The organism is Kumtagia ephedrae, from assembly GCF_003012745.1.
In the GTDB taxonomy this organism is placed as follows: domain Bacteria; phylum Pseudomonadota; class Alphaproteobacteria; order Rhizobiales; family Rhizobiaceae; genus Kumtagia; species Kumtagia ephedrae.
This window is the reverse complement of sequence record NZ_PXYK01000034.1, coordinates 37,962-58,856: the sequence shown is the minus strand read 5'-3', so window position 1 is coordinate 58,856 and position 20,895 is coordinate 37,962. Positions and strand designations below refer to the sequence as shown.

Below are 20,895 nucleotides of genomic sequence, written 5' to 3'. Positions count from 1 at the left end.
ATGCAAAGCGCATGCCCCGTCCCTTTCTGAGTCTCGACAACCAGAAGGTAGACGGAAAATCCCCGTCTCTCGGGGCATGCGCCTGCGGCATTTCGATTCACCAATAACTTTCCCCGGACAGCCCTGCGCAAGGGGGGAGATTGGTCGTCACCGCGGCTTTCGCCAATCACCAGCCTTGCAGGAGAGACGGCAGGGTCGAAACTGCCAATCTCCCCCCTTGCGGAGGAGATGTCCGGCAGGACAGAGGGGGGTGCGACAGAGCGCGACGCCAGCCGTTCAGAGATCAATCCCGCCAAACGGAAACCAGCGCTCATCCAGCCCGCCGAAAACCGCCCGACCGGCGCATGTCGCGCGGCGTCTCCTCTTCGAACAGCCCCGCGAGCTGCTCGGTCATGGCGCCGGCAAGCTCCTCGGCGTCGACGATGGTGACGGCACGGCGGTAGTAGCGCGTGACGTCGTGGCCGATGCCGATGGCCAGCAGCTCGACCGGCGAGCGCGTCTCGATCAGCTCGATGACGCCGCGCAGGTGCCGCTCCAGATAGTTGCCGGGGTTGACCGACAGCGTCGAATCGTCGACCGGCGCGCCGTCCGAGATCATCATCAGGATCTTGCGCTGCTCCGGCCGCCCGATCAGGCGGTTGTGCGCCCACAGCAGCGCCTCGCCGTCGATGTTCTCCTTGAGCAGCCCCTCGCGCATCATCAGGCCGAGATTGCGGCGCGCGCGCCGCCATGGCGTGTCGGCGCTCTTGTAGATGATGTGGCGCAAATCGTTGAGCCGGCCGGGATTGGCCGGCTTGCCGTCCTTCAGCCATTTCTCGCGCGCCTGCCCGCCCTTCCAGGCGCGGGTGGTGAAGCCGAGGATCTCGACCGACACGCCGCAGCGCTCCAGCGTGCGCGCCAGAATGTCGGCGCAGGTCGCCGCCACGGTGATCGGCCGGCCGCGCATCGAGCCGGAATTGTCGAGCACCAGCGTGACGACCGTGTCGCGGAACTTGGTGTCGCGCTCCTGCTTGAAGGACAGCGGCTGCATCGGGTCGAGCACCACCCTGACCAGGCGGGCCGGGTCGAGGTAGCCCTCCTCCAGGTCGAAGTCCCAGGAGCGGTTCTGCTGCGCCATCAGGCGGCGCTGCAACCGGTTGGCGAGCCGCCCGACCACGCCCGAGAGGTTGGCGAGCTGCTTGTCGAGGAAGGCGCGCAGCCGGTCGAGCTCCTCCTCGTCGCACAGATCCTCCGCCCCTATGGTCTCGTCGAAGGCGGTGGTGAAGACCTTGTAGTCGATCTCCTTCGGCAGGTTGGTGAACGGGTTGTCCTTGCGCCTGGCCTCGCCGGGGGTCTCGGCGTCGGCCTCCTCGTCGTCGGAGACGTCGTCCGTGTCGGCGTCGGCGGCTTCCATCTCGCCGGCCTGCTCGTCCTCGGAGGAGGCGTCGGTCTCCTCGGGCTGGGCCTGCTCGCCGGCGGAATCGTCCTCGCCGCCCTCCTCGCTGTTCTCCTCGCCCTGCGGCTCGTTCTCCTCGCTGTCGGTCTCGTCGCTCTGCTGGTCGTCGGCAAGCTCCTCGGCCATGCTCATGGAGGCCAGCATGTCGCGCACCAGCCGGGCGAAGGCCTGCTGGTCGTCGAGCTTGTCGGCGAGCCCGTCGAGCACCGCGCCGGACTTCTCCTCCACCCAGTCGCGCCACAGCGACACCATCTTCTCGCCGCTCTTGGGCACCGGCCGGCCGGTCAGCTTTTCGCGCACCATCAGCGCCAGCGCCTCTTCCAGCGGCGCTTCCGCCTGGTCGCGCACGTCCGACAGGTTGGCGCGGACGTATTTGTCCTCCAGCATGTGGCCGATATTGTCGGCGACGCCGGCCATGCGGCGCGAGCCGATCGATTCCACCCGCGCCTGCTCGACCGCGTCGAACACGGCGCGCGCCTGCTTGCCTTCGGGCGCCAGCCGCGTGTGGACGCGCGTGTCGTGGCAGGCGCGCTTCAGCGCCATCGAATCGCCCAGCCCGCGCGTCACCGCGACGTCGGCCGCCGTCGGCTTCTTGGGCAGGTCGGGCAGCCGCGCCCGGCTGCCGGCCAGCGCCGGCTTGTCCTTGGCGAAACCGACCTCCAGCTCGCGGTCGCCGGAGATGGCGCGCATGCACACCGTCACCGCACGCTTGAACTGGTCGGTGTCGGCGCCGGGCTTCGGCTTGTTGCGGGTGTTGTCGCCGGGGCCGGCCACGAAAACCTCTCTCTAATAATCCAGCGACACGAGGGTCGCACCGTTGCGGGCGGCGTAGGCGTTCTGCGTAGCATACAGCTGGTGCGGCACGCATACACTCGCGATCTCTTCAAGCGCCCCGGGCCGCACCGTCCGGATCGTCACGGAGTACCCGACGGTCCAGGTCAGGATGCGCGGCCGCGCGTCGACGCAATAGGCGTAGGCGCAACGGGTGACCCAATGCTCGCCGGGCCTGGTCGAGCAGGAAGCGCCGTTTCGGAGCAAAGTCTTCACCGTCTCGTGGCGTTCCCGCGTATCCAGCCGGGGTGGGAAGTAGCCGAGCTGGGTGGTCGTGCTCAACAGGAAATCGCCATTCGGGACGGTCGGATATGCCGCGCATCCACAGGCCAGCAAGCAGAGCAGGCTCCATCCGAACCGGCTCACTGGACGCTCCCGGCCGACCCCATCCCGATACCCGCCTAGCTCAGCACCACGTTGGCCGCGCTCTCCGGCAGGTCCTGCCCGAACGAGCGCTGGTAGAATTCCGCCACGATCGGCCGCTCCAACTCATCGCACTTGTTGAGGAAGGTGAGCCGGAAGGCCATGCCGACGTCGCCGAAGATTTCCGCGTTCTCCGCCCACGTGATCACCGTGCGAGGGCTCATGACGGTGGAGAGGTCGCCGTTGATGAAGGCCGAGCGGGTCATGTCGGCCACCCGCACCATCTTGTTGACGATGTCCTTGCCCTTGGCGTCGCGGTAGTGCTTGGCCTTGGCCAGCACGATCGCCACCTCGTTGTCGTGCGGCAGGTAGTTCAGCGTCGTGACGATCGACCAGCGGTCCATCTGGGCCTGGTTGATCTGCTGGGTGCCGTGATAGAGGCCGGTGGTGTCGCCCAGCCCGACCGTGTTGGCGGTGGCGAACAGGCGGAAGGCCGGATGCGGGCGGATGACCCGGCTCTGGTCGAGCAGCGTCAGGCGGCCCGAGCTTTCCAGCACGCGCTGGATGACGAACATCACGTCCGGGCGGCCGGCATCGTATTCGTCGAAGCAGAGCGCCACATTGTGCTGGTAGGCCCAAGGCAGGATGCCGTCGCGGAATTCGGTGACCTGCTTGCCTTCCTTGAGCACGATCGCGTCCTTGCCGACGAGATCGATGCGGCTGACATGGCTGTCGAGGTTGACGCGCACGCAGGGCCAGTTGAGGCGGGCCGCCACCTGCTCGATATGCGTCGACTTGCCGGTGCCGTGATAGCCCGACACCATGACACGGCGGTTGAAGGCGAAGCCGGAGAGGATCGCCAGCGTCGTCTGCCTGTCGAACAGATAGTCGGGATCGAGATCCGGCACATGCTCGCTGGGCGTCGAATAGGCCGGCACGACCATCCTGGATTCGAAGCCGAACTTCTCCTTCACGGAGACCGTCGTGTCCGGCAGGTTTGCGATGTCGCGATCGACCTTGTTCATGCTGTCTCCACGAGCGAAGCCCGGGGCCTTCGCCGGCATATGATTGTCCGCTTGTCCGCGCGCGTCTTTAGAACCTTTTCCAGCCGGTTGAAAGTTGGAAAAAGGACCAGCAGCCCGTCGGCTCAGCAACGACCTGCCTGCCTGAGCAAGCGATACGCCTGGATGACCTCGCGGAAACGTTCTTCGGAACCCCTGTCGCCGCCATTGGTATCGGGATGGTGGCGCTTGACGAGTTCCTTATAGCGCGACTTGATGGCCGCGCCAGTCGCGTCGGCTGCAAGGCCAAGCGTTTCCAGTGCCTTGGCCTCAAGCGGCCTAGTCCGGATTTCGGCTGCCGGCGCCTCGGCACGCTGCTGCGAGAACAGGTTGAACGGATCGCGCACGTTCTTGTAATAGCCGGCGCGGCCCGAACGCTTGGTCGAGAAGTCGGGCGCGAAGCGGGCGCTGCCATTGGAGGCAACCGTCCAGGTCGGCCGATGGCCGGTCAGCGCCTCCTTCTGGAAGCGCGCGATCTCCGCCGCCGGTGCCCCGGCGAAATAGTTGAAGCCCTTGTTGTATTCGCGCACGTGGTCGAAGCAGAAGCGGAAATACTCCCCCTCGCGCATGCGTCCGACCGGCGCGCGATGCGTGCCCGCCTCCTTGCAGCCGTCCCACTGGCAGAGCGGCGCGGCCGCCTTCGCCTCGGCCTGGGGGTCGGGGCGCACGCGGATCTTCTCGAAATATTTCGAAAACGTGCTCATTCGGGCTGTTATGGTGCGTTCGCAGATGCGAAACAAGAATTGACATTTCGGGAAGGATCGCCCTAACCGCTGAATCGCGGATTAAATTTGACCGGCACCCCGCTCTCGCGACCGCCGGCCATGGCGTCCACAGGAGATATAATGTCCTTGCAGGCGGTTATCGAGGCCAAGCTGACCGAAACATTTGCGCCGGAACGGCTCGAGGTCGTCAACGAAAGCCATCTGCACGCCGGCCATCACCACGTCGAATCGGGGCATCACGCCACTTTCGACGGCACCGGCGAGACGCATTTCCGCATCCGCATCGTGTCGGCCGCCTTCGCCGGCAAGAGCCGGGTCGAGCGCCACCGCGCCGTCAACGACCTGCTCGCGCCCGAACTGAAGGCCGGCCTGCACGCGCTGGCGATCGAGCCGGCGGCACCCGGCGAGAAGACGCGGTGGTAAGGGGTTTGTTCGAGAACCGTCTGGACGTCAGGAGCGCTTAGAACCGTTAGTGTCCGCCGAGGGGTCGCGCAGTGGCGGGTCGTCCTCGCCGGCAGGGTCCAAGGGACGATCATAGCTGAGGACGGAACCGCGCAACCGCTCCAGAGGATCGAACGCCCGCGCTGCATAAGGCCGTATTTCCACAACCGGCCGGCCGCGGTCGGTCACAATCATGGGCTCGCCACTCGCTTCGATCTTCCGGAAGAATTCGAACGCTCTCGCCTTGAACTGAGATTTCGACACCCGCTCGACCATCGTCCCGGCGTCTCCGCTATTCGTCCTGCGACGTGAACTGCATCGTATAGACGCCGCCCGCGATCCCGTCGGCGATCGCCGGCGAGAAGCTCAGCGGCGTGCATTTCTCCACGGCGGCGATCGCCGCGCCGACGAAGGCCTTCCGGGCGTTGTCGTCCCCCTCGACGGCGATCGCCGTCGGCTTCGGCGGCCCCATCAGGCTGCCGTCGCGCTTGAAGCTGAAGCTCAGCGTGACCGAGGACTTCCCGGCGCCCGCCGGCGCCGTCCAGCAGGCCTGCAGCGCGGCGCCGACGGCATCCATCGTCTGCAGCGGCTCAGCCCTGGAGGGCGAATTCCAGCCGAGCAGGACGCCTGCGAAGATGGCGGCGGATAGCGATGATCTTTTCATGCAATGCCTCAAGACGGATTCGCCCCCTTGAGCTTTGCAGGATGATCGGCGGGAATCCAGAGCAAATTCGCGTTGCGGCTCAAGACCTGTCCGTCCTCCCGGCTTCTCTGTTCGGCAACGATGCTGATGCGTTCCGCTGCGCCACGGCAACGACCGCCGCAAAGACCAGATTGACGGGCCGTGGCCGCCGGCTCTACAATTGCCGCAACGATAAAGGTCTGGCGGACCATCTGCCGTCCAGACCGCGACAATCAAAAACTTGCTTGCGCATTCGCCTGGGGCAGCCGGCTTTCTCGAGATCGCCGGCCAATGTCGTCTATCGAGGTGATGCCATGGGCAGGACGCTTGCATTTCTGGCGGTGCTGGTCACCGCGCTGCTGTCGGTCGGCCAGCTTGCGGCGGCGACGCCGGACGGCAAGCGTGTCGCGCTGGTCATCGGCAACAGCGCCTACCGGCATGCGGTAACCCTGCCCAATCCGAAGGCCGACGCCGCGCTGATGGCCAAGACGCTGCGCGCCGCCGGCTTTACCGTCGTCGAGGGCTCCGACCTCGACAAGGCCGGCATGAACGCCCTGCTCGACCAGTTCACCGAGGCGGCCTACGAGGCCGAGGTGGCGCTGGTCTATTATGCCGGGCACGGGCTGCAGGTCGACGGCCACAACTATCTGATCCCGGTCGACGCGCAGCTCGAGAAAGCCGCCCAGTTGCAGACGCGCACGGTGGCCATCGACAAGATTCTCTCGGCGCTGCCGCCGGACCCCGCCGTCGCCGTCGTCATCCTCGACGCCTGCCGCGACAACCCGCTGGCGCGCACGCTCGCCCGCGCCCTGCCGGCGAGCCGCTCGTCGTCGCTCGGCGCCGGCCTTGCCGCCGTGCAGGCCAATGGCGAGAGCAGCGGCTCGGGCGGGCTGCTGATCGCCTACGCCACCGATCCCGGCGCCGTCGCCTATGACGGCAAGGACATCAACAGCCCCTATACCGCGGCGCTTGCCAGGCACCTGACGACGCCCGGCCTGGAAATCCAGAGCGCCCTGACGCGCGTGCGTGCCGAGGTCTCCGACGCCACCAAGGGCGCGCAGCGGCCGTGGCACAACGCCTCGCTTGCCCGCGAGCTCTTCCTCGGCGGCGCGGCGCCGAGGGCGACGGTGCAACCCGGACAGCAGCTCACCCTCGGCAGCGACGCGGCGCCGCCCGCAGCGAAATCCGATATCGACTGGACGATCGAGCAGAAGCTCTGGGACGAGGCCTCCAAGCGCAACACGGTGGCGCATTACGAACTTTACCTGCAGCAGTTTCCGAACGGCAGCTTCGCCAAGCTCGCCAGCCTGAACATCGACCAGCTCAGGCAGGACGGAACGCACGTCGCGGCCCTCGCCGCGCCGGCCGGCGAGGCGACCGCCACCGCCTCGCAGATCAGGACGGCGGTGGCGATCCCGGACGAGGTGAAGCAGGCGCCGGGTACGGCCGAGACGGAAGCGCAGCTTGCGCTCGACCGGGAAGGCCGCATCGACCTGCAATTGCGGCTCGGCGCGCTCGGCCACGCCACCGGCGGCGCCGACGGGGCGCTCGGGCCCAGGTCGCGCAGTGCCATTGCCGGCTGGCAGCGGCAGAACGGCATCGCCGAGACCACCTACTTGACGCCGCGGCAGCACATGCTGCTGGTCGTGCAGACCGACCCGCTGATGGCGAAGGTGCGCGCGCAATACGAGAGCGACAAGCGCCAGGCCGCCGAGAACCAGCGGCAGAAGGCGAACGCGGCGGAAGCGCAGCGGCAGAAGGCTCGCAAGGCCGCCGCCGCCAAGGCGGCCGAGGAACCGAAGAAGGCCAGGAAGGTGGCCAGGCAGGCGCCGCAGCGCAAGCAGCCGACCGCGCGCAGGCAGACACGGCGGCCGGCCGAGCGCGAACTCGTCCGCGAGGTCGAGCGCGAGCCGGTGCGCGAGAGCGGCGGCATCCTCGGCTCGCCGGAAGGCGCCGCCTTCGTCGGCGGCCTCGTCGGCGGCGCCATCGGCCGCATCATCGTGGACGAGTGAGGCGCACCGGGGTCGCGCCGCCGCGGCGGGACTGAATTACCCCCACCCCTAACCCCTCCCCACGAGGGCAGGGGAATTTGCAGCCGCCATATCACTCGAAACCGTCGACGATTGGCACCTGGCGGAAAAGTCAGCCGGCCCCGTCCCCCTTGTGGGGAGGGGCTAGGGGTAGGGGTAAACTGATATGCGATTGCCCTGCCAGAGAGAGCACCCGCCGACCAGCTTGGCCCAAGCCAGGCACCCAGCCCCGCGTCAGGCGCTTGACGACAATTTCATCATCACCAGGCCGGAGACAATCAGGGCCGCGGCGGCAATGCGCATGGGATTGGCCGATTCGCCCAGCACCATGATGCCGACCAGGAACGCGCCGACCGCGCCGATGCCGGTCCAGATCGTGTAGGCCGTGCCGAGCGGCAGGGTGCGCATGGCGATCGACAGCAGGCCGAAGCTGCCGATCATGGTGACGATGGTGACGACGGTCGGCGCCAGGCGCGTGAAGCCATGCGACTGCTTCATCGTGTAGGCCCAGACGATTTCCAGGATTCCGGCGGCGACGAGATAGATCCAGGCCATTTTTTTTCGGCCCTCCTTGCGAAAAAGGGGCCGGGTCGTCCCGGATATGCTTCCCGAAATGGGGAGGTCGTCCTCTGGTCGGGAATATAGGCATCGCCGCCACGCCCCTTCAAGGCATATCGGCTATGCACGGAGGCGAGGTCTAGTGGCCGGGATGCAGCGCGTCGTTCAGGTACATGCAGGTCAGCATGGCGAAGATGTAGGCCTGGATGACCGACATCAGCAATTCCAGCCCGGTCAGCGCGACGGTCATCAGCAGCGGCAGGACGGCCGCGGCCATGCCGGCCGCGCCCAGTCCGCTCAGCGCGACGACGAAGCCTGCGAATACTTTCAGGGTGATGTGGCCGGCCAGCATCACAGCGAACAGGCGGACGGAGTGGCTGATCGGCCGCGACAGGTAGGACACCACCTCGATGGGAATGATGATCGGCGCCAGCACGATGGGGATGCCCGCCGGCAGGAACAGCCGGAAGAATCCGAGCCCGTGCCGCAACAGGCCGTAGGCGGTGACCGTCAGGAACACCAGCATCGCCAGCGCGAAGGTGACGACGATGTGGCTGGTGACCGTGAAGGCGTAAGGGAACATGCCGATGAGGTTCGCCACCAGCACGAACATGAACAGCGAGAACACCAGCGGGAAGAAGCGCATGCCCTTCTCACCGGCATTCTCGCGCAGGGTTTTTGCGACGAACTCGTACAAAAGCTCGGCGGCCGATTGCCATCGCCCCGGCACCAGGCGGCGGTGGCGCGTCGACAGAAGCAGGAACGCGCCGGCGGCGAGCACCGTCAGCACCATGTGCAGCGACGAATTGGTGAAGGCGAGCTCGACCCCGCCGAGCTCGGCGATCGTGTAGAGCGGCTTGATTTCGAATTGCTCGATCGGTCCCGCCATCGTCGGCCCCCTTGGGTATGGGGCCGTCCCCGACGAAGCGCACCGGCATAGGTCGTCCTATGCAGGCCGGCGACTACTACAGCGGCAGACGATGTTCAACATTCGTCGCACCGGCGATGTGCGGCAAAGCGTCTACACCACCCCGCGGATGCGGAGGCGGGTGATGCGGTTCTTCTCGCGCTTCATGACGATGAAGCGCTTGCCGTGGAAGGTGAAGGCCTGCTTCTCCTCGGGGATCGACTGCGTCTCGTGGATGACCAGCCCGGCGATCGTCACCGCCTCGTCGTCCGGCAGGTTCCAGTCGAGCGCCCGGTTCAGGTCGCGGATCGGCACCGAGCCGTCGACCACCACCGAGCCGTCGGCTTCCTGCTTGACGCCCTGCACGTCGATGTCGTGCTCGTCGGCGATGTCGCCGACGATCTCCTCGATGATGTCTTCCAGCGTCACCAGCCCTTCGACCTCGCCATATTCGTCGACCACGATGGCGAAATGCGCCTTGCGCCGCAGGAAGGCGTTGAGCTGGTCCTGCAGGCTGGTGGTGTCGGGCACGAACCACGGCTTCGTCGCGATCTTCGTCAGATCGATCTGCGAGGGGTCATTGCCGACCTCGCTGAGCGCCCGCAGCAGGTCCTTGGCGTGGATCACGCCGACGATGTTGTCGAGCGAGCCGCGCCACAGCGGCATGCGCGTGTGCGGGCTCTGGATGATCTCGCGCACGATCGCCTCGGTCGGGTTGTCGGCGTTGATCGAGCGCATGGCGGTGCGATGCACCATCACGTCGGACACCTCGCGCTCGCGCAGGTCCGCCAGGGCGGCAAGGCGGTCGGGCTTCTGATCCGGCGCGGCGTCGCGCGCGGATTCGCGGGCGGCGCCGTTCGTCTCCGCCGGCAGCGGTCCCGCGCTGTCCTTGCCGACTAGTTTGAGGCCGAACGCGGCGAGCAGCGGCCGGCGCAGGAGAAGCGTCAGCAGGACGACGACGATCGCGCCGCCCGCCCCGATGAGCACGCCCTCGATCATCCGCCGAGATGCTCCCTGAGGAAGGACAGCACCTCCGAGGCCGGCACGTCCCTGGCGATGAAGCATCGGCCGATGCCGCGCGTCAGGATGAAGGTGAGCGCGCCGCGCGACACCTTCTTGTCCTGGGCGATGTAGCCGAGCAGCCGCTCGGCGTCCGGCAGCTCGCCGGGAATGTCGGAGACGCGCCAAGGCAGTCCGACGGCGACGAGATGCGCCTCCACCCGCGCCGCGTCGTCCGGGCTGGCGAGGTTCATGCGGGCGGAAAAGCGATGCGCCAGCGCCATGCCGATCGCCACGCCCTCGCCATGCACCAGGCGGGAGCCGTCATAGCCCGTCGCCGCCTCCAGCGCGTGACCGAAGGTGTGGCCGAGATTGAGCAGCGCCCGGTCGCCGGTCTCGAACTCGTCGCGCGCCACCACCTCGGCCTTGGCGCGGCAGGATTCGGCGATCGCGGCGACGCGGGCCGGTCCGCCGGCAAACACCTCGCGCCAGTTGCGCTCGAGAAAGGCGAAGAACTCCGGCCGGTCGATCAGCCCGTATTTGGCGACCTCCGCATAGCCGGCGCGGAATTCGCGCTCCGACAGCGTGTCGAGCACGTCGGTGTCGGCCAGAACCAGCCGCGGCTGCTGGAACACGCCGACGAGGTTCTTGCCGTGGGCGGTATTGATGCCGGTCTTGCCGCCGACCGAGGAATCGACCTGCGCCAGCAGCGACGTCGGCACCTGGACGAAATTCATGCCGCGCCGGACGATGCCGGCGGCGAAGCCGGCAAGGTCGCCGATGACGCCGCCGCCCGCCGCGATCACCACGTCGCCGCGCTCCAGCCGCGCCGCCAATATCTTGTCGACCGCCTCTTGCAGGAAGGCGAAACTCTTGGTCTTCTCGCCGGCCGGCAGCACGATCGGCGTGGCGGCGATGCCGGCTGCCTCGAGGCTCGCGATCAGCGCCGGCAGATGGCGCGGCGCCACGTTCTCGTCGGTGACGATTGCCGCGCGCACGCCGGGCAGGCGCGCCGCGATCTCTGCCCCGGCGCGCGCCAGCAGGCCGTGGCCGATGAGGATGTCGTAGCCGCGCTCGCCCAGCGCCACCTTCACCGTCTCGGTTCGTTCAGCGGCCATGCTCGTCCCCCTGCCCCTTACCGTCCGACTTGTGCGTCAGATAGGCGGCGAGCGCGTCGATCACTTCGCCCACGATCACCTCCTTGCGCTCGTCGCGCGTCGGCACGGTAAGGTCCGCCAGCGCATAGACGGGATAGCGGTCGTGCATAAGCCGCTCCAGCGTGGCGCGCGGATCGTCGGTCTTGAGCAGCGGCCGGTTCTGCTTCTTGGCGACGCGCGCGAACAGCACGTCGACGTCCGCCTTGAGCCAGATCGACACCGCCTGCTCGCCGATCCAGGCGCGCGTCTGCGCGTTCATGAAGGCGCCGCCGCCGGTCGACAGCACCTGCGGGCCGCTTTCCAGCACGCGGTGGATGACGCGCTGCTCCAGCGCCCGGAACTCCGGCTCGCCGTACCGCTCGAACAGTTCCGGGACGGTCATGCGCGAGACCTCTTCGATCTCGTGGTCGCTGTCGACGAAGGGCAGGCCGAGCAGCGTCGCGAGCTTGCGCCCGATCGCCGTCTTGCCGGCGCCCATCAGGCCGACGAAGACGATCGACCGGCCGCCGAGCCGCGCCACAATGTCCTCCGCCTGAAATGTCGCCGCTTCCGCCGCCATCACCGTCGTCCTGTCGTGGCGCGTATCCATAGCAAAAGCCTCGTAGCGTCAAGGCTATGGGCAAGCATGCGGCGCCGCGGGCGGCCTTGAAGCGGCCGCATCGCCACCGCATAAGCATCGGCGGAAGGAACAAGGGCCGATTCGCTCATGCCGACCCTCTCCCGCTTTCTGGTGATCATCGGCGTCGCGGTGGCGCTGGCCTATGCCGCCATGTATGCGCTGGTGTTTTTCGTCGAGCCGCGGCAGGGCGAGATGATCGCGCCGGTGGCGCTCGACCGGCTGGAGCAGAAGGTGCAGCCCACCCAATGAGGAACGCCGCCGCCATCGAGGCCTTTCTCGAGATGATGAGCGCCGAGCGCGGCGCCGCCGCCAACACGCTGTCCTCCTACCGCCGCGACTTGGAGGACGCCGGCGAGGCGATCGGCGGCCTCGCCCACGCCGATACCGCCGGCATCCGTGACTACCTCGCCGACATTTCCGCCCGCGGCTTCGCCGCGACGTCGCAGGCGCGAAAGCTGTCGGTGCTGCGGCAGTTCTTCAAGTTCCTCTATGCCGAGGGTCTTCGCGCCGACGACCCGACCGGGACGCTCGACGCGCCGCGCAGGGATCGGCCGCTGCCGAAAACCATGAGCGAGGCCGAGACGTCGCGCCTGCTCGACCGCGCCGCGGCGGAGGCGGCCGAGCGTCCCGACGATGCAAGCGCCGCCCGCATGCATGCGCTGGTCGAGGTGCTCTACGCCACCGGCCTGCGCGTGTCGGAGTTGGTCGGCCTGCCGCTCAGCGTGGCGACCCGCGACGATCGCTTCTTCATCGTCACCGGCAAGGGCAACAAGGAGCGCATGGTGCCGCTGTCGCAGAAGGCGCGCAGCGCCATGCGCGGCTGGCTCGCCCGGCGCGCCGGCAGCCCCGCCTTCGCCGAAAGCCCGCATCTCTTCCCGGCCGCCTCCGACACCGGCTATCTGCCGCGCCAGGTGTTCGCGCGAGACCTGAAGGCGCTGGCGGCGCGGGCCGGCATAGCCTCGGCAAAAATCTCGCCGCACGTCATCCGCCATGCCTTCGCCAGCCATCTGCTGCAGAACGGCGCGGACCTGCGCGCCGTCCAGCAACTGCTCGGCCATGCCGACATCTCGACCACGCAAATCTACACCCATGTGCTGGAAGAACGGCTCATGCGCCTGGTCAACGAGCATCACCCGCTTGCCGACGCGCCAAGCTGACGCTATGTGGAGGCCGCATTTGCGGCGCTGAGCCCGCCCGCCCGGGGTCACCGGCCCTTCCCGACAGGCTCGTCAGTCCGAGAGCGCATGTACAATTACCTCGATTTTGAAAAACCGATCCAGGACCTGGAAGGCAAGATCATCGAGCTGAAGAAGCTCGCCGAAAGCGGCGAGGCGGTCGATGTCGCCGAGGAGATCGCCCGGCTCGAGAAGCGCGTCAAGGACGCCTTGCGCGACATCTACAAGGCATTGACGCCCTGGCAGAAGGTGCAGGTGGCGCGTCACGTCGACCGGCCGCACTGCCTGAACTACGTCGACAAGCTGGTCACCGACTTCACGCCGCTGGCCGGCGACCGTGCCTTCGGCGACGACCACGCGATCATCGGCGGCTTCGCCCGCTTCAGGGGCCAGCCGATCGCGCTGCTCGGCCAGGAGAAGGGCTCCGACACCAAGAGCCGGCTCAAGCACAATTTCGGCTCGCCGCGCCCCGAGGGCTACCGCAAGGCGGTGCGCATCATGGAACTGGCCGACCGTTTCGGCATCCCGCTGGTGACGCTGGTCGACACCGCCGGCGCCTATCCCGGCATCGATGCGGAGGAGCGCGGCCAGGCAGAGGCCATCGCGCGTTCCACCTCGGCCTGCCTGGGGCTCAAGGTGCCGTCGGTCTCCGTGGTCATCGGCGAAGGCGGCTCGGGCGGTGCCATCGCCATCGCCACCGCCAACCGCGTCTACATGCTGGAGCATGCGATCTATTCGGTGATCTCGCCGGAGGGCGCGGCCTCGATCCTCTGGCACGATTCGACGCGCTCCAAGGACGCCGCCACCTCGATGCGCATCACCGCCCAGGATCTGCTCGACCTGAAGATCATCGACGGCATCATTGCCGAGCCGACCGGCGGCGCGCATCGCAGCCCGGATACGGTGATCGCCGCCGCCGGCGACACGATCGCCAAGGCGCTGGCGGAATTCGCCGGTTCCAACATGGATTTCCGCGAGCACCGCCGCGAGAAATATCTGGCGATCGGCCGCAGCCTCTGATTGCGTCTGTCGCCCGCCGACAGGATTTCGCCACAAATGTGGCGACAGTTTCCTGCGATGAAGGGGCTGCCGGGCCCTTGGTTAAGACTTGCAGTAATCAAATTTCAAGGTTAACCGACCTAAGGTCCGGCTGACGCTCTGGCGGCGATATGCCGCCGGGCGGGATGTGATTGGATTGACGCCGATACCGATGCCGATGATTGCCAGATTGCTCCGCGCCGGATTGCTCGTTGCCGCCTTGGGCGCGGCCGGCTGTACAGAGTCGACGCTCAACGTGGCCGGCGGCCACGCCGAGGCGCCTGTCCCGCAGAAGCTCGTCAAGGTGATGCAGGCCAAGGGCATGGCCCGCAGCGCGCCGATCGTGGCGCGCGTCTTCAAGGAAGAGAACAAGGTCGAGATCTGGAAGCAGAAGTCGAACGGCCGCTACGACCTGCTTGCCTCCTACGATATCTGCAAGATGTCCGGCAAGCTCGGGCCGAAATACATCGAGGGCGACCGGCAGTCGCCCGAAGGTTTCTACCACGTGCGCCCGGCGCAGATGAACCCGAACTCGCGCTATCATCTGGCCTTCAACATCGGCTACCCCAACGCCTATGACCGGGCGCACGGCCGCACCGGCTCGAACCTGATGGTGCATGGCGCCTGCTCCTCGTCCGGCTGCTTCTCGATGAACGACGCGCAGATGACCGAGATCTACGCGCTTGCCCGCGATTCCTTCCGCGGCGGCCAGACCGAGTTCCAGATCCAGTCCTACCCCTTCCGCATGACCGCCGCCAACATGGCGCGCTACCGCGGCGATCCGAACTACGCGTTCTGGAAGAACCTCAAGGAAGGTTACGACCACTTCGAGATCACCAAGGTGCCGCCCAAGGTCGATATCTGCGAGAAGCGCTACGTCTTCAACGCGGTGACCGACCCGAACGCCACGTTCTCGGCGGCCGGCGCCTGCCCGACCTTCACCCAGCCCGATTCGCTGAAGGTGGCCTACCAGTCCTACCAGACCAGCTACGAGGCCGCCTTCAGCAGCGCCGTCGGGGCAAAGCCGGTGGCGCCCAAGCCGACCATCATGGGCATCCAGGAAGCCAGGCTGGTTTCCGAATGGACGAAGAAGCGGGCCCGCGGCGAGCGCGTGACGATGGAGCCGCCGTCGCTGACCGCAGACGGTGGCGTCGTCAACACCACCACGCGCATGGGCCGCGTCGATTCGCCGGCCGGCCGCAAGATGGCGGCGATCGAGGCCGCCGAGGCCGAGAAGAAGAAACAGGCGGAAGAAAAGGCTGCCGCCAAGGCGGCCGCGCTCGCCGCCGAGCAGGCGGCGCGGGCGCCGGTTCCAGAACCCGCTCCGGTCGCCGTTCCCACCGACCCCATGCCCACCGCGGTGGCCGCGCCCGTGGCCGAGCAGCCCGGCATGCTGAGCCGCGTCGGCAAGCGGTTCACCAACCTGTTCGGCGGTTGATCCTGCACGGCGAGAAGACGGCCGGGGTCTACGACCTCAAGGGGCTGAACTGCCCGCTGCCGGTGCTCAGGGCGCGCAAGCGGCTGGCCGGCATGCCCGCGGGCGCGTTGCTATGGGCCGAAACCACCGACCCGCTCGCGGCCATCGACATCCCCGCCTTCTGCCAGGAAGACGGCCATCGGCTTGTCAGGACGGAGCGGACGGCGACCGGCCACCGGTTCCTGATCGAGCGGGGGTGAGGCGGGACGGCTTGGCAGGGCGTCGTGCTCCGTCCAACACCCCTCATCCGACCTCGCTTCGCTCGGCCCCCTTCTCCCCCTGGGGAGAAGGGGGAGCTTCGCGCCGGCCCCGCCGGCAATCGCCAGCGATGGAGATTTGCGGAAGCGATGATCCAACGCTCCACCTTCTCCCCTTGTGGGAGAAGGTGCCTGAGCGAAGCGAAGGCGGATGAGGGGTGCTGGACGAAGCGCGACGCCGGCCTCTCGCCTCACCGCATGAAACCCGGAATCCCCAGCGGATTGTCCCTGACCGCGGCCCGGTCGGGCGTGTCGACGGCCGGCTCCTCTGTGATGATGGCGAACAGCCGGCGGACATAATCCTCCGGCATGTCGAGCGTGATCAGCACCAGGCGCACGCCGCGCGGGCCGTCGGGCCAGGCCGGCAGCCGCGCCGGCGGGTGCAGCGTCTTCTGCACGCCATGCACGACCAGCGGGCGGGAAGGATCCTCGCGGAGCTCGATGATGCCCTTCATCCTCAGCAGCCTGTCGCCGTGAACGGACATCAAAAGATCGAGGAACATCTCGATCGCCGCATAGGGCACCGGCCGCTCATGCACCAGCGAGAAGGATTTTATCCGTTCGTCATGATGGTGGTGATGAGCGTCGTGGCCGTCATGGTGGTGATGGTCATGATGATGGTGCGCATGGCCATCATGATGGTGTCCGTCATCCGCCGCCTCGCCCAGCCAGCGCCGCACGTCGGCGGTCTTCGTGGCGGGATCGTAGAGGCCGCAGGCGAGCAGGCCGGCAGCGCCCGCCTCCGGCCCCTGCACGTCGAGGATCGCCGCGTTCGGATTGAGCGCCCTGAGCCGCCGGCGCAAGGCGTCGACGGCGGCGGCATCCGTCGCCAGGTCGGCCTTGGTGATCACCAGCCGGTCGGCGACCGCGGCCTGCTTGACCGCCTCGACATGGTTGTCCAGCGTCGCCGCGCCGTTGACCGCGTCGACCAGCGTGATCACGCCGTCGAGCCGGAACGCCTGCACCAGCACCGGATGCGCCATGATCGACTGCAGCACCGGCGCCGGATCGGCGAGGCCGGTGGTCTCGATGACGACACGCGCCAGCTTTTCGATCCGCCCGGTCTGCAGCCGGTCGATCAGGTCGGCCAGCGTGTCGACCAGCTCGCCGCGCACCGTGCAGCACAGGCAGCCGTCGGAAAGCTGGATGACGCCGTCCGACGCCTGCTCGACCAGAAGATGGTCGATCGCCACCTCTCCGAACTCGTTGACGATGACGGCCGTGTCCTTCAGTTCGGGATCGCGCAGCAGCCGGTTGAGTAGCGTCGTCTTGCCGGCGCCGAGGAAGCCGGTCAGCACCGAGACGGGGATCGGATATGGGCTCACCGCGGCATGCCTAGCGTATGGTCGCGCCGTCGCCCTGCTCGGCGGTGCGCAGTCCCGGCACCGGCATGTCCGGACGCCAGGTCGGGATCGGCACGTCGGCATAGGCCTGCGCCTCCGCCACCGCCTTCGGCACAGGGCCCTGGGCGCCGCCCAGCCTCACCGAGACGAGCCGGCGCGGCCGCGGCAGCTCGGCGGAATAGATCGGCACTGTCCTGACGGCCCGGCCGGCCTTGATCGCCTCGCGCAGCTCCTTGTCCTTCTTCGCCCTGGCGGCCCGCACTTCCTTGGAGCAGAGCTGGTCGTACATGTTGACCGGCAGGTTCCGCGCGGCGGATGCCGGCCGCAGCTCGGCCAGCGACGGGCCGCTGCCCGGCGCCGCGGCGAAGCCGCGCGACAGCAGGTCGGCCGCCTTCTCGTCGCGCGCCTCGACCGATTCGCCGCCGACCACGATCGCCATCAGTGTGCGGCCGTTGCGGCTGGCCGACGCGACCAGGTTGAAGCCGGACGGGCAGGTATAACCCGTCTTCATGCCGTCGGCGCCGTCGTAGCGGCCGAGCAGATTGTTGTGGCTGGGAACCTCCTTGCCGTCGGCAAGCAGCCCCTCGATCGAGAAATAGTCGGAATATTGCGGAAAATCACGGCGCAGCGCGACAGACAGCAGCGCCAGGTCGCGCGGCGAGGTGTACTGGCCGTCGTCATGCAGTCCATGCGGATTGATCCAGTGCGAATCGGTCATGCCGAGCCGCCGCGATTCGGCGTTCATCATCTCGGCGAAGGCGGCCTGCGAGCCGGCGACGCTCTCGCCGAGCGACATGGCGACGTCGTTGGCCGACTTCACCATGATGATCTTCAGCGCATTGTCGACGGTCAGCACCGAGCCCGGCTTGTAGCCCATCTTGCTCGGCGGCAGTTCCGACGCCTTCTTGGAGATGCGCACCGGCGAGGAGAACGTCAGCTCGCCCGACTGGATGGCGCGGAACACGACGTAGGTCGTCATCAGCTTGGTGAGCGAGGCCGGATACCAGCGATGGAAGGCGTCGTCGCTCTCGATCACCCGCCCGGTGGCCGGGTCGAACAGGATGGAGGGGTTGGCCGCGGCCGGCGCGACGTGCAGCGCGGTCGAGGCGGCCATGCCGGCCAGCAAGGCGGGAATGAGGAGAGTGCGTCGGATCATCGTTCCGAAATAGCCTCTTGCCGTGATCGAGCATAGGTCAATAAGCTTGTCCCGTCGCATCGCGCGACGACTGGCGACGCGTTCGCGACGCCGGGACATCATTCGGTGCTATTTAGTCTATGTGACGTCAAAATGGCAAAGCCCGGGCGGCGGCAAGCTGCGCTGCTGAAACAACGAACGGAAGTGGGACTGCGACATGCCGATTCTGAACCGCGCCGCCGAGTTGCAGGACGAGGTCGCCGGCTGGCGCCGCCACCTGCACCAGAACCCCGAGCTCAACTACGACGTGTTCGAGACGGCGCGCTTCGTCGCCGAGAAGCTTGCGGCCTTCGGCTGCGACGAGGTGGCGACCGGCATCGGCCGCACCGGCGTGGTGGGTGTCATCAAGGGCCGGCTGGGCGACGGCGCCACCGTCGGCCTGCGCGCCGACATGGACGCGCTGCCGATCAGCGAGACCTCCGGCAAGCCCTACGCATCGAAGACGCCGGGCAAGATGCATGCCTGCGGCCATGACGGCCACACCGCCATGCTGCTCGGCGCGGCGAAATACCTCGCCGAGACGCGCAACTTCGCCGGATCGGTGGCGGTGATCTTCCAGCCGGCCGAGGAAGGCGGCGCAGGCGGCCTCGCCATGGTGCGCGACGGGATGATGGACCGCTTCGGCATCGAAAGGGTGTTCGGCATGCACAACATGCCCGGCCTGCCGGTCGGCCAGTTCGCCATCAAGCCGGGGCCGATCATGGCCGCGACCGCCGAATTCACGATCACCGTCAAAGGCCGCGGCGGCCATGCCGCGCTGCCGCACAAGGCGATCGATCCGATCGTGGCGGCCAGCCAGCTCGTCGTGGCGCTGCAGACGATCGTCTCGCGCTCGACCGACCCGGTCGACGCGCTGGTGGTCACGGTGACGAAGTTCCATGCCGGCGACGCCTACAACGTCATCCCCGAGCATGCCCAGATCGCCGGCACGGTGCGCACCCTGCGCAAGGAGGTGGCCACCGCCGCCGAGCAGCGCATGAGGGCGGTCTGCGACGGCATCGCCGCGACCTTCGGCGTGACCGTGACGATCGATTACGACGCCAACTACCCGGTGACGGTGAACGACGCCGAGCAGGCGGTGTTCGCCGGCGACGTCGCCGCCGAGATCGCCGGCGATCCACATGTCCACCGCGCCATCCAGCCGCTGATGGGCGGCGAGGATTTCTCCTACATGCTGGAGGCCCGGCCCGGCGCCTTCATCTTCATCGGCAATGGCGACAGCGCCAACCTCCACCACCCCGCCTACGACTTCAACGACGAGGTCATCCCGCACGGGGTGAGCTACTGGGTCAGGCTGGCGGAGGCGTCACTGGCGGCGTGACGACGAGGGCCGGCGCCGGATAATCGCCCGCGAGCTACCCCCACCCCTAACCCCCCACAAGGGGGAGCGGGACCGGCTTGCATCTCCGCCAAACATCAACCATCAACGGTTTTCCGCGGCACGGCGGCCGCAAAGCGCCCTCTCCCTTGTGGAGAGGGGTTAGGGGTGGGGGGTACGATACGGCGGAATTCATCACCCCTCCCGCCACGCCGAGCGCAATATTCGCAGCCAGTTGCCTCGGCAGATCTTGTCGAGGTCCGTGCCGGTGTAGCCCGCCCGCTCCAATGCGGCGACCAGCTTCCGCAGCCCGGCCGCGTCGCCGATCTCGGCCGGCACGGTAGCGCCGTCGAAATCCGAGCCGATCGCCACGCCGTCGATGCCGAGCCTGCCGACGAGATGGTCGATATGCCGCACCATGTCGTCGAGCGGCACGGCGGCATCCTCGCGGCCGTCCGGCCGCAGCATGGTGACGGCGAAGTTGAGCGCCACCAGGCCGTTGCTCGCGCGGATGGCATCAAGCTGGCGGTCTGTGAGGTTGCGCGCCACCGGCACCAGCGCATGCGGGTTGGAGTGGCTTGCCACCAGCGGCCGGTCGGTGATTCCGGCCACGTCCCAAAACCCCTTTTCGGTGATATGCGACAGGTCGACCAGGATGCCGAGCCGGTCGCAGGCGCGCACCAGCCGCCTGCCGGCCTCGGTGAGGCCCGGGCCGGTATCGGGGCTGCGCGGATAGGCGAACGGCACGCCGTGGCCGAAGATGTTGGAACGGCTCCACACCGGCCCGAGCGAGCGCAGGCCGGCGGCATGCAGCACGTCGAGCGCGGCGAGATCGGGATCGATGGGCTCGCAGCCTTCGAGGTGCAGCACGGCCGCGAATATCCCGTCCCGCATCGCCGCCTCGATCTCCGCCGTGGAGCGGCAGAGCCGCCAGCCGCCGGAATGTGCCAGCCGGACGGCGATCGAGGCGAACTGCAGCGCTATGTCGAGCGATGGCGCGCGCTCCAGCGGCCTCGGCAGCGGCGTGTCGTAGCGGCCGTCCGGCCCCGGCGCCTTCATCTGCAGGTCGTCGGAGGGAATGTAGATCGCGCACAATCCGCCCGCCAGGCCACCAGCCTGCGCGCGGGGCAGGTCGATATGGCCGAACGGCGATCCGTCGACGAAATCGCGGACGGGATCGAATCCTTCCTTCTCCCGCCGCCAGAGACGAAGCAGGACGTCGTTGTGGCCGTCGAACACGCGCTGCATGGAGATCCTTCGGATGAGATGGCGGCATCAGGCTAA

General features: G+C 67.6%; 23 protein-coding genes. 8 read left to right on the top strand and 15 right to left on the bottom strand.

The annotated features are described in order from the left end of the window. Positions 1–310 precede the first annotated feature (310 nt). The 4 genes from cobT to C7I84_RS25745 form a co-directional block, all read right to left on the bottom strand. The gene (cobT, locus tag C7I84_RS25760; RefSeq protein ID WP_106775085.1) at positions 311–2,209 is read right to left on the bottom strand and encodes a cobaltochelatase subunit CobT; all 1,899 of its coding nucleotides are present in this window, start codon (positions 2,207–2,209) and stop codon (positions 311–313) included. 12 nt (positions 2,210–2,221) lie between these two features. Next, complete coding sequence (locus C7I84_RS25755) at positions 2,222–2,632, bottom strand: hypothetical protein (RefSeq protein WP_106775084.1); 411 nt, start codon at positions 2,630–2,632, stop codon at positions 2,222–2,224. 35 nt (positions 2,633–2,667) lie between these two features. Continuing rightward, the gene (gene cobS, locus C7I84_RS25750) at positions 2,668–3,654 is read right to left on the bottom strand and encodes a cobaltochelatase subunit CobS (protein ID WP_106775083.1); all 987 of its coding nucleotides are present in this window, start codon (positions 3,652–3,654) and stop codon (positions 2,668–2,670) included. Positions 3,655–3,776: 122 nt separating this feature from the next. Next, on the bottom strand, positions 3,777–4,394 hold the full coding sequence (locus tag C7I84_RS25745; RefSeq protein WP_106775082.1) for a J domain-containing protein: 618 nt from the start codon (positions 4,392–4,394) through the stop codon (positions 3,777–3,779). A gap of 141 nt (positions 4,395–4,535) precedes the next feature. On the opposite strand from C7I84_RS25745, the gene C7I84_RS25740 reads away from it, so the two are divergent. Next, the gene (locus C7I84_RS25740; RefSeq protein WP_106775081.1) at positions 4,536–4,838 is read left to right on the top strand and encodes a BolA family protein; all 303 of its coding nucleotides are present in this window, start codon (positions 4,536–4,538) and stop codon (positions 4,836–4,838) included. Positions 4,839–4,865: 27 nt separating this feature from the next. On the opposite strand, the gene C7I84_RS25735 is transcribed toward C7I84_RS25740, so the two are convergent. Genes C7I84_RS25735 through C7I84_RS29835 form a run of 3 tightly spaced genes read right to left on the bottom strand, consistent with a single transcriptional unit; the run spans position 4,866 to position 5,750 of the window. Beyond that, a complete protein-coding gene (locus C7I84_RS25735) occupies positions 4,866–5,132 on the bottom strand; it encodes a type II toxin-antitoxin system Phd/YefM family antitoxin (protein WP_106775080.1) in 267 nt (88 codons plus the stop codon). A gap of 16 nt (positions 5,133–5,148) precedes the next feature. Continuing rightward, complete coding sequence (locus C7I84_RS25730) at positions 5,149–5,520, bottom strand: hypothetical protein (protein WP_106775079.1); 372 nt, start codon at positions 5,518–5,520, stop codon at positions 5,149–5,151. An 8-nt stretch (positions 5,521–5,528) separates the two neighbouring features. Beyond that, positions 5,529–5,750: a hypothetical protein gene (locus C7I84_RS29835; protein WP_133170161.1), complete on the bottom strand. Its 222-nt coding sequence runs from the start codon at positions 5,748–5,750 to the stop codon at positions 5,529–5,531. A 102-nt stretch (positions 5,751–5,852) separates the two neighbouring features. On the opposite strand from C7I84_RS29835, the gene C7I84_RS25725 reads away from it, so the two are divergent. Further along, positions 5,853–7,550 carry a caspase family protein gene (locus tag C7I84_RS25725; protein WP_106775078.1) on the top strand — a complete coding sequence of 566 codons (1,698 nt, stop codon included), beginning with the start codon at positions 5,853–5,855 and terminating at the stop codon, positions 7,548–7,550. Between the two features lie 252 nt (positions 7,551–7,802). Here the strand turns inward: C7I84_RS25725 and sugE are convergent, their stop codons facing one another. The 5 genes from sugE to C7I84_RS25700 form a co-directional block, all read right to left on the bottom strand. After that, positions 7,803–8,123, bottom strand: coding sequence for a quaternary ammonium compound efflux SMR transporter SugE (gene sugE, locus C7I84_RS25720; RefSeq protein WP_106775077.1), 321 nt, complete (start codon positions 8,121–8,123; stop codon positions 7,803–7,805). Positions 8,124–8,265: 142 nt separating this feature from the next. Then, positions 8,266–9,015 carry a F0F1 ATP synthase subunit A gene (locus tag C7I84_RS25715; RefSeq protein ID WP_106775076.1) on the bottom strand — a complete coding sequence of 250 codons (750 nt, stop codon included), beginning with the start codon at positions 9,013–9,015 and terminating at the stop codon, positions 8,266–8,268. A gap of 132 nt (positions 9,016–9,147) precedes the next feature. Then, on the bottom strand, positions 9,148–10,032 hold the full coding sequence (locus C7I84_RS25710; RefSeq protein ID WP_106775075.1) for a transporter associated domain-containing protein: 885 nt from the start codon (positions 10,030–10,032) through the stop codon (positions 9,148–9,150). Next, positions 10,029–11,150, bottom strand: a complete 1,122-nt coding sequence (gene aroB, locus C7I84_RS25705) for a 3-dehydroquinate synthase (protein ID WP_106775074.1) — start codon at positions 11,148–11,150, stop codon at positions 10,029–10,031. The genes C7I84_RS25710 and aroB overlap by 4 nt, the downstream gene beginning before the upstream one ends. Further along, entirely contained in the window at positions 11,140–11,748 is a 609-nt protein-coding gene (locus tag C7I84_RS25700) for a shikimate kinase (protein WP_106775091.1), read from the bottom strand. The genes aroB and C7I84_RS25700 overlap by 11 nt, the downstream gene beginning before the upstream one ends. Positions 11,749–11,895: 147 nt before the next feature. Here C7I84_RS25700 and C7I84_RS25695 point away from each other — a divergent pair, with 147 nt between their 5' ends. The 5 genes from C7I84_RS25695 to C7I84_RS25675 all read left to right on the top strand — a co-directional run bounded on the left by C7I84_RS25695 (position 11,896) and on the right by C7I84_RS25675 (position 15,698). Continuing rightward, positions 11,896–12,057: a histidine kinase gene (locus tag C7I84_RS25695; protein ID WP_106775073.1), complete on the top strand. Its 162-nt coding sequence runs from the start codon at positions 11,896–11,898 to the stop codon at positions 12,055–12,057. Next, on the top strand, positions 12,054–12,965 hold the full coding sequence (locus C7I84_RS25690; protein WP_106775072.1) for a site-specific tyrosine recombinase XerD: 912 nt from the start codon (positions 12,054–12,056) through the stop codon (positions 12,963–12,965). Before C7I84_RS25695 ends, C7I84_RS25690 begins: the two co-directional genes overlap by 4 nt. An 87-nt stretch (positions 12,966–13,052) precedes the next feature. After that, positions 13,053–14,003 carry an acetyl-CoA carboxylase carboxyltransferase subunit alpha gene (locus tag C7I84_RS25685; protein ID WP_106775071.1) on the top strand — a complete coding sequence of 317 codons (951 nt, stop codon included), beginning with the start codon at positions 13,053–13,055 and terminating at the stop codon, positions 14,001–14,003. Between the two features lie 196 nt (positions 14,004–14,199). Further along, positions 14,200–15,459, top strand: coding sequence for a L,D-transpeptidase family protein (locus tag C7I84_RS25680; protein ID WP_106775090.1), 1,260 nt, complete (start codon positions 14,200–14,202; stop codon positions 15,457–15,459). Further along, positions 15,456–15,698 (top strand): sulfurtransferase TusA family protein, encoded by a 243-nt coding sequence (locus C7I84_RS25675; protein ID WP_245428610.1) that lies wholly within the window; start codon positions 15,456–15,458, stop codon positions 15,696–15,698. The genes C7I84_RS25680 and C7I84_RS25675 overlap by 4 nt, the downstream gene beginning before the upstream one ends. Positions 15,699–15,946: 248 nt before the next feature. Here the strand turns inward: C7I84_RS25675 and C7I84_RS25670 are convergent, their stop codons facing one another. Both C7I84_RS25670 and C7I84_RS25665 read right to left on the bottom strand, forming a co-directional pair. After that, positions 15,947–17,080, bottom strand: a complete 1,134-nt coding sequence (locus tag C7I84_RS25670) for a CobW family GTP-binding protein (protein ID WP_165816219.1) — start codon at positions 17,078–17,080, stop codon at positions 15,947–15,949. A 10-nt stretch (positions 17,081–17,090) separates the two neighbouring features. Beyond that, positions 17,091–18,254 carry a D-alanyl-D-alanine carboxypeptidase family protein gene (locus C7I84_RS25665; RefSeq protein ID WP_106775069.1) on the bottom strand — a complete coding sequence of 388 codons (1,164 nt, stop codon included), beginning with the start codon at positions 18,252–18,254 and terminating at the stop codon, positions 17,091–17,093. Positions 18,255–18,450: 196 nt separating this feature from the next. On the opposite strand from C7I84_RS25665, the gene C7I84_RS25660 reads away from it, so the two are divergent. Further along, positions 18,451–19,614, top strand: a complete 1,164-nt coding sequence (locus C7I84_RS25660) for a M20 aminoacylase family protein (RefSeq protein WP_106775068.1) — start codon at positions 18,451–18,453, stop codon at positions 19,612–19,614. 192 nt (positions 19,615–19,806) lie between these two features. Here the strand turns inward: C7I84_RS25660 and C7I84_RS25655 are convergent, their stop codons facing one another. Then, entirely contained in the window at positions 19,807–20,859 is a 1,053-nt protein-coding gene (locus C7I84_RS25655) for a dipeptidase (protein ID WP_106775067.1), read from the bottom strand. Positions 20,860–20,895: the final 36 nt, after the last annotated feature.